Origin of the sequence: Microbulbifer sp. THAF38 (assembly GCF_009363535.1) — a bacterium.
Taxonomy (GTDB): Bacteria; Pseudomonadota; Gammaproteobacteria; order Pseudomonadales; family Cellvibrionaceae; genus Microbulbifer.
Map to the genome: position 1 here is coordinate 1211556 of NZ_CP045369.1, position 13234 is coordinate 1224789.

A 13234-nucleotide genomic window follows, 5' to 3' on the forward strand; every position below is an offset into this window, starting at 1 on the left:
TGGCTAGTTATTTATCTGTCCTATGTCGATATAAATTACGAAATGGTAGAGGTTTTTTCATTTGATTGCTTGCCTGTTTTTTGTACCGCTATCGCTGCACTATGCAGGCAATGGCTGATGAGCCATTTGTTCGTACGGTGTTATCGCATGGGGTAGGGCACCTAGCACTCGACCGTGAGGATTTACTTTAGCAGCAAAGCGACTCAGTGCGGCAAAAGGTGGATACCAGAGCAGACTGGAGCCGGGAAACCCATGGGGATATTCGCGAGAATTCATTGCGCCGTATTATTGAAGCTGCCGAAATACAGACATGCTGTGACAGCGAACACCGCCAAGCCAGTGAGCATTCTGTGGAAGAAGTAGCCGGCGTAAAAATATTTGAAGCCCTTGGAGCTTTACGTTTCTTATCAGGTGGCGGCTTGAACTTGTCAGCCCTAGATAATCTAAATATTAAAACCGCCAGCGATATTAATATTTCAGTGGGCCGTGATGTAAAAGAACAGATCGGTAACATTCGCGAATCAGTAGCCAAGGTCCGCCAAACCATCAAAGTAAAGGACGGCGGCAAGGTTTGGTTGGGCAGTGAATCTTTAAACGTGCTGAAGGTATTAGAGGATTTGATCGGCGTAGTGTCGGCCCTTGCCGGCACACTCGCCACACATACCCACCCCGGTAATGGACAAAAGCGATTCAAGATACGGCAATCAATGGCCATAAGAGCAGTGCGGATAGTTTGCAGTCTCAACTTAAACCAATTACGGCCTAAGTTTTTATATAAAAGGAAAATGATTATGGAGCATAATATAAATAGATACGCAGTTTTTGCTGAGAGAATCCATCTGATGAATGGTGGAGCAAAGAGTTATAGAGGTTCCGCACCTACTGAAGAAGCGGCAATGGAGCTGGCAGAAGAGATTGCGAAATCTAAGAAAGCCGAGTTTTATTCCTGGCTGCAAATTCTGGATATTGTGACCGGGACCTATACCGAGTATTCGATAAAATGGGGAGGGGTATTGGAGGAAAGGGGGTGCCCTGACTTAAAGGGGCAGTGTTATCTACTGCCTTGATCCTTACACCCAATGGGCAGGAGGTGAGGCAGTAGAGTGTGGATATTTTGAAATGATAATAGAAGCTACAATTAGTCTCTTACTTTATGTGTTGGTTGAGATCCTTTGTGAATCCCTTTTCGTAATGGAGTAGCATTTGATTTGACCTTGTTTATTGCAAGTGCCCTTTTAGCTCTCTCCTTTGCTTCTTTTTCTGTACTATTCATCACGATCTAAATCCTGTTTTAAGTTGTCACTATTGGTTGATCCAGCACTTATTCCACCCTCATCATCGGAGCTGTATGGGGGCGTTTTATTTTTTTTAAGCAGTTGCCGAGCTTTTTCCCGAAGAAGTTTTTCCTCTTCACTCAGTGGCTTTTTATTGTCATCACTCATACTGGTTGCCTCAAGACTTTGTATAGATAATCAGGAAAATGCTCAGCACCTGTAGATGGAACATATTCAAAGTCTAGACTTTCGTAATATGAAATAAGGGGCTTTGCAGGCCGCATAATTCTAAGTTCTTTTGCACCAAGAATACCAGCGTAAGCAGTGGCGTTCATTATTGTTATAGGTACAACCCTTCTCGGGCCGAGTGGGTTTCCGGATCTTGGTGCTCCCTCAATTAGCTCTATTCGCATTCTGGTTTTACCTGCGGAGGGACGTCCATAAGAAAGGCCGCAAAGAGTTCCGCCATACCAAATTGACAGTTCAAAGCGCTTAGGAAAACTTTTTCGATACACCTTTGCGACTTCTTGCCAACTCCACTCTGCTTTAGGTCGTGAGCACTCCATATCATGCCATACAGCTGATGCTTTTAGTGCCTCATTGTCAATACCCAGTAGCTTTATGTGGGCATGATCTTGATAGGACCCTGACAGGCTTTCAGCGGTAACATCTCTGGCTATTGATCGTAGTTGTTCATACTTTTGATGTGCTTTATGTAATCCATATAGTGGAAGTTTCATCCATGTTTCTCGGAGTTTATTTATTGACACCATAGAAATATGCAAAAATTATCTGACGGTAGCACATTTCTAATGTGAATTTTTCAGTTGGAAAAATCTTTCATCAGTGCTAAACACATGATTCTTTCCCAATGGTTGATAAACGGGGCGTTCTGAATTGCAGGCCGGAAAATAATATCTTTTGCTTCCTCTAGAGGGATGAATGATAAAGCATTAATTTGATCTAAATATATAATCAGCCTTGAGCTTGCCTCCTTTGAGAATCTTAAATCCAAGTTGAAGTCTGTGAAGTGCTTATTCACCCGCTGTTTTTGAGTTTCCGGCCAGTGTTCTGGTGGCTTAACGAAGTACTCTATAACCCCAGGTTCATCATTAATATCTGCTTTGTAGTTTGCAAAAATCCACTGCTCATTAAAATAGCAATCTTCATCCAAGTATGGTTGGAGAACCTGCTCTGATTCATTGGTGGCAAACTCCTGCCCTTTGCCATCCATATTACAATCTCTACATGAGGGGACCAAGTTAAACGGCAGGACAGAAAATTGAGGAAAATGCGTTTTTGGTAGGTAATGGTCTAAATTTCTTGGGCGACCTATACCACCACAAAATGGACATTTTTCATTGGCCGCATTCATTAATGTGTTGTAAATATCACGTCCAGGTTTTTCCCCTTTAACTAAATAATTTTTATATAGATTTAAAAGGTCTGACTTCCTTAGCTGCCCTGTTACAAAAGGGTCATACCCGTTTTGGTTAGGGATCGAAGGTATAGTGTACAGTTCGCCAGTCGATGCTGAAGCGCTATATATCAAAGCGTTATCTTGAAAAAGGTGTGTCGCATTAATTACTTTTTGTCGTAATTCGTTATTGCCGGTGATTCCTTCGAGGCACTTTGCAAGTGCTTGATCTGCAGTGAGTGCAGGTTGTTCGAGCTTTATCACTGATGAGCACTCCGATCACGATGAGTTACAAGTGCCTTTAGTAACGCTCGCGCTTCCATGCCAAGTTGGTCTCCATAATCATGTATTATTTTTTTATATGAGTCGCCACTTTCAACGGATTTTACCAATAAATCATGAAAACCTGACTTCACCACTTCAAGACCAAAAACCTCTCTGGTTAAAACGCCAACATTCTCGCCAAATGTCTCGATATCAGGTCTGCGTGAATCAGTACATAAGCCAGTGCGATTGATTTTCCATACGCTAGATTTTGGTATTTCTTGGAGTACAACAGGAGAATGAGTAGCTATGATTGATACACCGTTTCGATCATGAAGTAGTTCTGATAAGGCGCGGATGAAAGCTGATAATAACGGTGGGTGAAGGTGGCTTTCTGGTTCATCAATAAGAACCAAGGTTTTTTCCTCAACCGTGGCAACTAACCTAGTTATTGTAAGTAATACCACAGCATGACCGGAACTCATCTTCTTGATTTTTTTTTGAGCTTCATCTTCAAGCTCCCCACTAGGAATTTCAGCTAGCTCCCTTAGGCTCATATGTGCAAAATTTTCATCTGATTCTAAGGTATTTATAGCTCTCAACCATCTATCCCGCTTTAATGTCTGACTAAAGCAAGATTTAAGAGCTTGAATGAAATCTTTGTGTATATCTGTGAGCTCTTTGAGTACATTTCCTGTTTTTTTGAGCCCTATATAAAAATAGCATGTGCCAAGAGATGGGTTAGGTTGTTCAGTGGGGGGGATAAAAGGATCAAAAGCACTGAATGAAACAGAGACTAAACTACTAAAATAATCGCTAGCAATAGGTTTTTTTCCCATGCTCTCAATATTATAAAACTTAGCCTCTGAGTACTGATTATTAGTGATTGTATTGATCATTCCATTTAGGAGAGTTGTCTTGCCTACACCGTTGCGCCCGATGATTGCATGAATATTTGTGCTTGGCTTGTAACCTGCCTCCACCATGAAATCCATTTCGATGCCTGAAACTTTAGCTGTTTTGGGTCTAATAAATTTAAAATGAAAATCCGTTAATTGTGGGTTGCCAGATAACACCCTAGCAAATTGCCCTTTAATGACTGATAAGCTAACATCCCTAAGCAATGAGGTTCGAAAAACATCTTCTTCTTTGGCTAGTTCAATTAACTGCGGCTTATAAACGATGTCTTTTAAGGCTAGAAGCAATAGGCTTTTTTCTATCTCTGGCAGGTTATAAATACTTTTGTAATAGTCTACATCTTGCCCGACAGAGAAATATCCATCAGGCAATTGTTGAAACCCACTGCCAATGAGATTATAGGTTGGGTCGCGTGCGCTTTGCCCTTGCCTGCCAATTTTTACATTGCCCAGCTCATGAAGAACCCCGTTCATGTCATGAATTTTCAAATAAAACATAGTTACAAAATGGAAGTCGTCCCAGTGGTCGATATGCAGATACGCTGTATTAACTCCTGTTTGCGGAGTTTGGGTTCCTTTTGGTAATACAATAAAATTCATTTGTTTATACTGATAAATATCGGTGTAGTCAGACATTAGTTAACTTGCTAGAAACTCCTTTATATCACCCTGCCTTATAGCCGGTAAACACTCACCTCTCTATTGTGGCAAAATCTCGAATTAATCAAGCAGTTACCTTCGATTAAAACAAAGATGCATCAGCGGATATAAAGCTATTTCTCTTATCTCAGTATTTCGCTGTTTTATTTCATTTTGAAAAGTCCTGAGGGTCAATGGCTTGATGGTTATCACAGGTGGACAGATGTAATCGCTTGTGAACTCTTATGTTCAGAGTAAGCGAAGTACTTGGGTAATGTTGTAGTGGTCCGCAACATTTTCATTTCTGTTCAATGATTAACTCATTGTGCACTTACGTACCAATTAAATATATGCAGTGGAAAAGCTTTTAAATATTGCTGTTATTTTTTCAGAAAATACCTCTTTGATTGTTATTTGCACGGTGAAAGGGGTTGTCGGTCACTCCACCCCACGCCTGCCGATTTTGGGCGCTCTTTTAGTTGGTGAAATGAGATCGTCGGCCCAGGCCTGAGTTAGTGCGGGGTTTGGGAATACTTTGGATTTCACACTTTGAAGAGATGGGAAGAGAAATGAAGAGGAGTTTCATTGGGGGAGAGCAATAGATTGATGGTGTCCACATGTGGGCGGGGGAGAGACAAAAAAATCCTGTGTGGACACAATGTGGACACTACGGAGCTTTTAAGCGCCATTCTTCAAAATTGAGGGAAGGTAAGCCAGAAATAAAAAACCCGCGAAAGCTAGGGCTGACGCGGGTTTGAGAGATGGTACCAGAGGCCGGACTCGAATATATTCCAACCTATTGATATTTATAAGAATTTTTGTAGGGTTTTTAACCGCAGGAAAAACATACAGACAAACATACAGCCCCTGTTATTTTTGATTGCTCTGCCAAAGGGCGGGAACACTTAATTGTTCTTTAAAACCTAAAAATAATACGATTTTTTTACACCCTGTTTAAAACACAATTTATTCACCCAGGCAGAATTTACAAACGTGTTGGCTTTACTAGGCTTTCCAGGTTGGTGCTCACTAACAAACAAATATAATCAACAGTCTGCTCACAAAATATTCCCAAGTTATACAGATTGAATTGGTTTGATAACTGGAATACCTTGCTGATTCGAAGACAGGAACCCACTAGATGTAGTGGGTTGGAATGGTTTGTAAGACTAGTGCTTTACAGGCTTTGGGGACAGTCTTCGTTTAGAAAGCAAATAGCCTAGTGCTCCAACACTAGGCCTTGCTTTCAATCTTAAACCGGTTTGCATTCACTTCTATAGGCAATGCATCTAGGTCCAAGGTTGTAATACCTGATAGTAACCAGGTAATACTCGACAATACAGTTGTAGTTGTCAACCTCAAGTCGAATCTAGCTCATTGTCCTATTTAGAGGTATGGGGTGGGTGTGCGCCGCCTTTTCACCTACGTATGGATGAGTGTGTATGAAAAAACGCTGTTGGTCTCGCCACTTCGCAGTCATGTTAAGTGTTTGTCTTTCTACTGCCGTCTTTGCCCCTGTTGGGGGTGATAAAGATGTTCTTAGTGATTCAGAGCTGCACGCTAAAAAGATGAGCTTTACACTTGAGGTTGACCTGAAGTTGTCTAAGGAAAAAAGTCGGGATAACTGATTCTTGTAAACTGCATGGAGGGCACCGCCCTCTGTGCCTTTTAGGCGCTTCAATCGTACCTTTCTCTTAATTTGTGTTTAACAAGATATCGCTTCCTTTGTCAGGTTTTATTGCTAGCAAATCTGCTTCACTGGGTGTATTGATGCGAAAAAAACCTTTATCGGTGTCAACATTTCTCAACAGGTGAGGGGCTCCCTTGATTGTGGAAAAGCCTTCCTTTTGAGGGTACCTAGCAGGCGAGTGTCAGCAAGTGTCAATCCGGCATGGAGCTGTTGAGGGCTGCCCTTGAGTGTGGGGTGCCTCTGTGGGGGCTAATTATTTTAGTCCATAAAAAGGGCTGAGATTTCTGGCTCGGTCAGTGGTGGGCCTCAGGTATTCTCAGGCTAAGGCCCATATCTGGTAGCTGTTGCAGCCTTCACCGATTGGGCCCGCTTCGAGGTTGTCAGGCTGATTAGTAGTGAGTCAGGTTGGTGCTGAATAGTAGGCCGTCGAGCTTCTCAGCCTCAACCACGTCTTTGAATGCGTCGGTGCAGTAGATGGTTATATAGGATTCCTTACTCCTAAATACCGGAACACCCTTCATCTTGTCTTTATCGAACTCAATACCCGAAAGCAGATTCCCATTCTTGCTGACTGAGCCGGGCACTACTGCGCTAAGGTCTTCAGCAATTGTCAGGGGGTTGAATAGGTAGAACTTGGTCCCTTGGTGAGTGCAGGGGAGAAACTCCCCAAAGGGGCCTAGAACGCGCTCTAAGGCCTGATAAGCCGATTCATGCAATACAAGGTAATTCCGCCACTTTGACAGTGTAGGAATAGCAGGAACAGCGTCATCAATGCTGAATTGAATCTCCAGGGGCACCCAGTCGTCAGCGTACTTGATAGGTCTAGTATCGATTACAAAATCATCATCCCCACGTTTATCTTCGACTTCATCGATATCGAAGTTCGGACTCATGTAATCGCTGTAGTCAGGGGATAGCTGGTAAAATTCCACATTAAACTCCGGCTTGTTTGCGGACTTCATCGGCTGGCAACATAACATAGTGAGGGAAGCTGGAGAATTTCAGGTCGTACTCAATGGCTTTGAGAACCTTCTCGACCTCGGCCTCGTTCAAGTTTTCAATATCTATTGCAGCGAATTCCAGCTCCAACCACTTGTAATAGCCAACTCTATGGATACGAGAGTGGGGAACAGCGGCAGGCATTTTGGGATGCGGGGTGTCAGCAGTTCTTCTGGGAAGCCATGTGCCATTTCTTATGTCATCTATCCTGATTTTCACACGAGCCAAGATAGCCCTGAGCGGTGTGGCCATTGAGTGGCCCCCTGAAACAATGGCGTGTGCATCGCAGTTACCGCCAGGGTGCGGTTTACCGTTCTTCTCCATGAACTGGCCAAGCCGGGTGGAATCATGCTCCTCATTTCTTATCTCTTTTCTCGACATTGTGACAGATTCTTGCCGGTACTTATCGAGAGTTGCCTCAACTTGGTCAACAACCTTTAACGCCATGTAATCGGCTTTGGTGAGATTCTCCTTAGAAACAAACCTGTCAATAGCCACTTCACGGCGGTCTTTCAGGTAAAACGGCTTCGGCTGCTCGTAGTGTCCCACTGCTTCTTCCCTCTTTGTTAGTACGTAAGAGGGGAGAATACAAAACCTTATAGAGGTTATATACATACACGGGATTACGTTTTTAAGGCCCACTTCTGGCCAAATTTTTTCGGCTTAAGTTGGTGGTTTGTCTAGCCTCTTGATGCACATGGTTTCACGTCGTGATTTGGTAGAGATATCAATGAGATGCCAAACATGACCCCAAACCAGGAAGAATCATTTAGGCGGCCAAATCCGGCCATCGACCTACAGAAAATCTTCATTTTCGCCAAAGCGTAGGCATTTTGGCCTACGTATCTCGAGATGTCTTGATTGTCCATTTCCAGTAGCTCACGCGCGCGTACTGGTCGCAAAACTCTGAGAAGGTGGCAATGGGGCGCACTCTCTGCTGCAAGGGCCTCTGTGGCTCTCTGAGCCCTGGGGGTTAGATGTTTTGGTCCGCCTCAGCGACGCTTAGGGAGCGCCTCAATGTTTCTCAGTAATTCTGTGGGCTAGCTAGGCTCTTATCTTTTTTCAACAATTCTGTATCCTCCCTGCATTATTCAGTTACGTAAAAGACCGCACTTTACTAAGCCGTAAAATACAAGGAAGTAAAATGAACTCAAAAAGTCTAACCAATAAACCAAGAGCGCCTCTCCAACCTGTAATGAGAATGATGCATTCAATTAGCCCATTGAGCATCCTCTTTCTCTTTGTAGTTCTTTTAGATGTGCATCTACTCAGATACTTGTACACAGGAGATTTAAACTGGGTAATAGCATTTGGTGCGAACTCTATAGTTCTTGGAATACTGCTTGTTTTTTCCTATTCATACCCTCTGGAGGAGACAGAGAAACTGCTGAGCAAATGGGATAAAGATTCTATAGATGTAACTATTGGCTTTCATGCGGAGGTGATACAAGGTAGAAATCAAGTCCGCTCAACCATTCAAAGCCGAATTACGGAAATCAGTGTAAAGTACGAGCGTATTCTGGCTTCCATGCTTCTTACAGTCTTTGGAACCTTGCTTGCCGGCTATGCTGCTATTTTCCTGGGTAACTTTTTTGCTCATTAGCCCACCACAAACACTATGATATTGCTAGGGAACCTCAACTGTTCTAGCCCTGTTGAGTCTGCATGTTCCCGATACCACTTTGATATTTCTTAATGCTTTGGACTTAAGCATTCCTCGCGCTTATTGCTTGCCCTCCAGGCGCTCCAGGTCCTCACGCTCACAGTCGATTAGGTTTGCCCATTCATCGGCAAGGTGGGCGCCGATAACTGCTAGCTCTCGGCTTGTCGTGTTGCTCTCGGATATTTGGCTGATGCTTTGGAAGAGGGTGCGCAGCTTGTTTAGTGATTCCAGGCTGAGGTTTGCGAGGTCGAGTGAGCGAACAATGAGGCTATTGGCTTGGGAGATAGATACAGCTGGGGCTTGGTTTGCCATGGTCTGGGCTCCTTGTATAAGTGAGCCGCTGCCCATGAGGTTCCAATCTCAATTGGGCGGCGGGCTAGTTTGGGTTGGAACTACCGCTACAAGGGAACGGCGGGCACAAGGCCCCCCAAACAGCCCACCATAAAAGGGTGAGAATAGGTGAGGTCTCGGGGCACAAAAAAACCGCATACGGGGGTAGGCGGCTTCGGGTCGCCTTGTAGTTTCGGGGTTCCAATCCCGGTTACGGATTTTGCCGCAACGCCTCCAGTATGCTCGCCCAGTGTAAAGCCTTTCAATGCTGGGCGTCGAATGTGCTGCCAATATTTTTGGGGGGTGCTTGGCTGCCCAAAACGCTCACGTGTGAATCAGGCTTGATGGCGTCACGAAACGTTACCCCACTTCGGGCACTGTTTCGAATAACTCCGCTTGGCTAAATCGCAGCTGTTTGCTAGCTGACGCTCCCGATTAAATCAGCTGACAAAGAGGTGGGCTCAGATTTAAGCCGACCTACTCTCATAACAGGCTAACCATTCCTCATTGGTCTGTTCTTGGGGGGGGATAGGTGTTCCCTTATACCCGCGTTCCCTTATTACCGTATTACCGCAGTTTGCATCACCCGTGGTTTGATTTGGCGGTAGGCCCCGTGGTTGTTGGGGTTGCGCCAATTCCTTACCCGGAACATTTACCCGGACCTTACCCGGAATTAACCCGGAAGTTACCCGAACTTTACCCGGAATATTTTGGTGGATGCGAGCCGCCAGTTCCCCCTGTTCAATGCGGAGCAGCGCAAGTGTCGCGGCCTCCAAGCGCTCACCGTTTGCTGGGTGCCCGGTAAATATTTGCCCCCGTAATTTGCCCATGCAATCGCTGAAGGCATCGAGGCTCTTTGGCATCTTCAACCCGGTGCGATTCCAGAACTTTAAGAAATTAGAGCGCTTGCCCATGCGGAAGCGCCCTTTGGGTAGGGGGCTCCCGGCCTTGCCATGCTTGGTGGTGCGCGCTCGTGTTGTGTAAGTGTTGAATATTGCATACCAGTCGCGTCCATCGATAAGGCTACGAAATTGGAGGGTGACACCCCCATTTTTTCTGGGTCCATAATTGCCTACTGAGTGGCCAATATATTCCAGGGCCTGTAAACCTGTGAGGCGGGCAGCTTCAGAAATAAGGGCGTGTTCGTTTTCAGAAAGCCATTTGGCGGGCACAGGCTGGCAACTGGCGGGTGAAAGAAATAGGCGGCCACTATGGACCGCCACACCGTCACCACGCGCTAGAAGCCGCTCTAGGAGCCCTCTAGCATCCTCTGTCATTAGCCCTCCGGTGTTTTGGGGAGCTCCTGTAGTTGGTAGCGACAGTTAGGTTTCATTGCTCTTTGCCTCCCCGTGGACTGCATCATTAGCTGCTTCCCTCAAGGAATAGAAGGCATCCAGAGCTTCAGGCATTGCTTCATAGTCGCCATGAACACCTTTTTTTCCATAGGCATCGATATGAGGGACGGGGTAAGTTTTGATTGGGTAGCCTTTTTTCCTGAGCTGGAAAATAATGTCTGGGCTATTACTGCTTCGAGTGGCGCGGTCCAGCTGTTCGCGGCTAACTCTCCCATATTTTTCGAAGCTCTCCATAGCCTTCATTTCACGCGGTGACAGTTTCTTGAGTCCCATAATTAAAACTCCCCCGCAATCATTTTGGTTTTAAGTTCGCGGATATAACCCACCTCATAAACGGCCTTAGTGGCTGATAAGTAAATGGGCGATTTTATCCGCCCCTGACGTCGCCAGCGCTGGAGGGTTTGCTTTGATACATCAAGTTCTGCTGCTGAGCGCCCAATACTTATGAAAGCTTTGTTGTCTGCCGGGAGCGGGGGAAGTTGATAATAGGGGTCGTTTGCTGCAGAAGAGGTGCGAAACTTTTTTTCCTTTGCGCCTTTGAGATTCTCAACAAGTACAGCATTAAGCGAGTTGATTAACTCTTTCACTTGAGGGTTAGTTACTTCAGGGCTTCTTAAATACTTGAGGAGAGACAAAGCTAACGACTTGGATTTCTCTGTACCAGTACTACCTTGAGATGCATCAAAAGTGCTTTTATTTGCATTTTGGAGGCCATGGGAAACGCTGGGGGCTGTTGACTGATTGTGAGAGTTTATGAGAGAGTCTTTATCCATTGAAAAAGACAACTTCAAAGACTCCCTATTTTCCATATCATCCGGAGTCAGTAGTCGTCCACTAATTTTATCTGGATATCTACGGTTCATTTATTTAGTACCTTCCTGAAAGATTGAGGTTCTGAATATTGAAGAAGGCCGTTAAACGGCCGAAAAGATGATTGCCCGCCTCGCTCCGCCAAGATTGATGGTGGGTTGGTCATCTTTTATTAGATTACTGTTTATTCAAACAGCTGTAAACCTATACACTTTCCCTCGGTTTGTCGTCCTTTCATTTCTGATTGCAGATTTTCAAAGACTCTCTAGAGACTCCCTTTTTTATTCAAACACTTAGAAGTCTTTGGGTGCTCACACTCGCCTGAGTTGTAGCCTGAATCTCCCTTTTGAAATTTTTTTGGGAGTTCTATTTTGGCGCATTTATCAACGTTATTTTTTGCGCCTATCCGACTTTTTAATCCGCCATAAGTTGAGCTGACAAACTGTTTTCGCTCACGAATGAATAAATGTTACGCCTGCCGGCTGCTTAAGACTGTCCAAATAATGAGACCATGCCAGCATGAATTCAGTGCGCTCCTTAAGATATTCGAAGCGGTCATAGGCTTTTCCATATTTGTCTCCGTTTGAGTGGTGAAGTTGTAGGTCAACAATACGCTCAAGCTCCACTGCGTCACGATTCAAACCAAGCTGAGTTCTTAGAGTTTTTGCGGATGCTCTGAATGATGCCGGGCTAGCCCCTTCAATGCCGCTTCTTCGCATCGCCATACGGACCGTGTTGTTTGTCATGTGGCGGCTTGTATCTCGGCCATTGGGAAACACCCAATCACTTTGGAATCGAAATGGTTCGAGTGTACGAATTAATTTAATGACGGTTTTTGAAAGAGGGACTATGTGATTGCCATTTTTCTTTACCTTCATAAAATCACTGGGTATCTCCCATAATCCTTTGGCAAGGTCGAGGTCCTGCCAGCGCATTTTACAAATCTCACTGGTTCGAAGGAAAAGATAAGGGGTTATCCGCATAGCCACAGAAACTGTGGGACTGCAGCGCGCTGACTCCATGGCCAATAAGGTTGCTTGAAGTTCTGAGGTGTTCTCAGGGGCTGGACGGTGACATTGGGTTTCTGTGGCGGGAGCAACCACGCCAAGCCTGAGTGCCGGGTTGTCCTCTCTAAATTCGTTATCAACCGAGTATTCGAATATTTGGCTTAAATAGTTGGCTATTTTGCGGCCATTCTCAAAGCCGCCGCCCGCATTGAAGTAGGTTAAGTAATCCTTGAGTTCCTTGCGTCGGATTTCTGCAATAGGCCGGTCGCCAATAAGGGGGTATAGGTGCTTTCGAATAATGAGGCGCGCTTTGTTTGCCGTGCTAGGGTTCCAGCGCTTAAGGCTTCTATCTGCGGACTTTCCCTCTTTAGCAGCCAGCCATAGTTCGCAGATATTTCTAAGAGTATTTCGCTCACGCTCTTTTAGCCTATTCCTTTCTGCCTTCTCTTTTTGCTTGGCCTGCCTTGCTTCTGCCTTTAACGCTCTGCGGCGTTCGGCTGGGTTGATGCCTTGTACTAGGGCGGCCTTGGCCTTAATGACTTCTTGGCGTGCCATCGTGACAGTTGTTTGGGGGAAGGTCCCCAGGTAGAGACGTTCGGATTTTCCGGCATATTTGAAGGGGTACTCAAAGCTTTTAGTGCCGTTGGGTTTCACGCGGACTAAAAGGCTATCACCTAGTCCTTTTGTGTAGGCGTTTTCTCTTGCAGGTAGTGCACGCACATCCTTGTCGTTCTTGACGCTCATTTTCCTTTTCTCAAAAGCATACAAAGAAACATACAGACCCCGGTGAATCATCCTGAAGGGGTATGAACGCAGGCTAGCAGTGAAAACCTAGTTTTTACAAGGGGTTAAGGCGATTTGGAATGGGG

General features: G+C 45.1%; 14 protein-coding genes. 3 read left to right on the plus strand and 11 right to left on the minus strand.

Annotation, left to right across the window (positions count from 1 at the left end; translation table 11 throughout):
- Positions 1-275: 275 nt before the first annotated feature.
- On the plus strand, positions 276-1067 hold the full coding sequence (locus FIU95_RS21410) for a hypothetical protein (protein ID WP_152452127.1): 792 nt from the start codon (positions 276-278) through the stop codon (positions 1065-1067).
- A gap of 198 nt (positions 1068-1265) precedes the next feature.
- Here FIU95_RS21410 and FIU95_RS21085 read toward each other — a convergent pair whose 3' ends face one another.
- The 4 genes from FIU95_RS21085 to FIU95_RS05115 form a co-directional block, all read right to left on the minus strand.
- A complete protein-coding gene (locus FIU95_RS21085) occupies positions 1266-1442 on the minus strand; it encodes a hypothetical protein (RefSeq protein ID WP_172975319.1) in 177 nt (58 codons plus the stop codon).
- A complete protein-coding gene (locus FIU95_RS05105; protein WP_152452129.1) occupies positions 1439-2014 on the minus strand; it encodes a hypothetical protein in 576 nt (191 codons plus the stop codon). The genes FIU95_RS21085 and FIU95_RS05105 overlap by 4 nt, the downstream gene beginning before the upstream one ends.
- Positions 2015-2097: 83 nt before the next feature.
- A complete protein-coding gene (locus FIU95_RS05110) occupies positions 2098-2955 on the minus strand; it encodes an HNH endonuclease (protein WP_152452131.1) in 858 nt (285 codons plus the stop codon).
- Positions 2952-4508 (minus strand): AAA family ATPase, encoded by a 1557-nt coding sequence (locus FIU95_RS05115; RefSeq protein ID WP_253868865.1) that lies wholly within the window; start codon positions 4506-4508, stop codon positions 2952-2954. Before FIU95_RS05115 ends, FIU95_RS05110 begins: the two co-directional genes overlap by 4 nt.
- Positions 4509-4866: 358 nt before the next feature.
- On the opposite strand from FIU95_RS05115, the gene FIU95_RS21090 reads away from it, so the two are divergent.
- Positions 4867-5022 (plus strand): hypothetical protein, encoded by a 156-nt coding sequence (locus tag FIU95_RS21090; protein ID WP_172975320.1) that lies wholly within the window; start codon positions 4867-4869, stop codon positions 5020-5022.
- A gap of 1568 nt (positions 5023-6590) precedes the next feature.
- On the opposite strand, the gene FIU95_RS05120 is transcribed toward FIU95_RS21090, so the two are convergent.
- Together FIU95_RS05120 and FIU95_RS05125 are read right to left on the minus strand one after the other, a co-directional pair.
- Positions 6591-7163: a hypothetical protein gene (locus tag FIU95_RS05120; protein WP_152452133.1), complete on the minus strand. Its 573-nt coding sequence runs from the start codon at positions 7161-7163 to the stop codon at positions 6591-6593.
- Complete coding sequence (locus FIU95_RS05125) at positions 7135-7749, minus strand: AHH domain-containing protein (RefSeq protein ID WP_172975321.1); 615 nt, start codon at positions 7747-7749, stop codon at positions 7135-7137. Before FIU95_RS05125 ends, FIU95_RS05120 begins: the two co-directional genes overlap by 29 nt.
- Before the next feature lie 595 nt (positions 7750-8344).
- Here FIU95_RS05125 and FIU95_RS05130 point away from each other — a divergent pair.
- Positions 8345-8803 (plus strand): hypothetical protein, encoded by a 459-nt coding sequence (locus tag FIU95_RS05130; protein ID WP_152452137.1) that lies wholly within the window; start codon positions 8345-8347, stop codon positions 8801-8803.
- A 120-nt stretch (positions 8804-8923) separates the two neighbouring features.
- Here FIU95_RS05130 and FIU95_RS05135 read toward each other — a convergent pair whose 3' ends face one another.
- From FIU95_RS05135 to FIU95_RS05155, 5 genes are all read right to left on the minus strand, one after another.
- Positions 8924-9175 carry a hypothetical protein gene (locus FIU95_RS05135; protein WP_152452139.1) on the minus strand — a complete coding sequence of 84 codons (252 nt, stop codon included), beginning with the start codon at positions 9173-9175 and terminating at the stop codon, positions 8924-8926.
- Positions 9176-9660: 485 nt separating this feature from the next.
- Positions 9661-10470, minus strand: a complete 810-nt coding sequence (locus tag FIU95_RS05140; protein WP_152452141.1) for a hypothetical protein — start codon at positions 10468-10470, stop codon at positions 9661-9663.
- Positions 10471-10515: 45 nt separating this feature from the next.
- Positions 10516-10821: a hypothetical protein gene (locus FIU95_RS05145; RefSeq protein ID WP_152452143.1), complete on the minus strand. Its 306-nt coding sequence runs from the start codon at positions 10819-10821 to the stop codon at positions 10516-10518.
- A gap of 2 nt (positions 10822-10823) precedes the next feature.
- Positions 10824-11411: a hypothetical protein gene (locus tag FIU95_RS05150; protein ID WP_152452155.1), complete on the minus strand. Its 588-nt coding sequence runs from the start codon at positions 11409-11411 to the stop codon at positions 10824-10826.
- Between the two features lie 399 nt (positions 11412-11810).
- The gene (locus FIU95_RS05155; RefSeq protein WP_172975322.1) at positions 11811-13109 is read right to left on the minus strand and encodes a site-specific integrase; all 1299 of its coding nucleotides are present in this window, start codon (positions 13107-13109) and stop codon (positions 11811-11813) included.
- Between the last annotated feature and the right edge of the window lie 125 nt (positions 13110-13234).

What these genes read in the sequence shown, in the direction of transcription:
- FIU95_RS05130 (WP_152452137.1), top strand. Translation starts at nt 8,345, where the DNA reads ATGAACTCAAAAAGTCTAACCAATAAACCAAGAGCGCCTCTCCAACCT.
- FIU95_RS05120 (WP_152452133.1), bottom strand. Translation starts at nt 7,163, where the DNA reads ATGAAGTCCGCAAACAAGCCGGAGTTTAATGTGGAATTTTACCAGCTA.
- FIU95_RS05135 (WP_152452139.1), bottom strand. Translation starts at nt 9,175, where the DNA reads ATGGCAAACCAAGCCCCAGCTGTATCTATCTCCCAAGCCAATAGCCTC.
- FIU95_RS05145 (WP_152452143.1), bottom strand. Translation starts at nt 10,821, where the DNA reads ATGGGACTCAAGAAACTGTCACCGCGTGAAATGAAGGCTATGGAGAGC.
- FIU95_RS05150 (WP_152452155.1), bottom strand. Translation starts at nt 11,411, where the DNA reads ATGAACCGTAGATATCCAGATAAAATTAGTGGACGACTACTGACTCCG.
- FIU95_RS05115 (WP_253868865.1), bottom strand. Translation starts at nt 4,508, where the DNA reads ATGTCTGACTACACCGATATTTATCAGTATAAACAAATGAATTTTATT.
- FIU95_RS21085 (WP_172975319.1), bottom strand. Translation starts at nt 1,442, where the DNA reads ATGAGTGATGACAATAAAAAGCCACTGAGTGAAGAGGAAAAACTTCTT.
- FIU95_RS05155 (WP_172975322.1), bottom strand. Translation starts at nt 13,109, where the DNA reads ATGAGCGTCAAGAACGACAAGGATGTGCGTGCACTACCTGCAAGAGAA.
- FIU95_RS05140 (WP_152452141.1), bottom strand. Translation starts at nt 10,470, where the DNA reads ATGACAGAGGATGCTAGAGGGCTCCTAGAGCGGCTTCTAGCGCGTGGT.
- FIU95_RS05105 (WP_152452129.1), bottom strand. Translation starts at nt 2,014, where the DNA reads ATGAAACTTCCACTATATGGATTACATAAAGCACATCAAAAGTATGAA.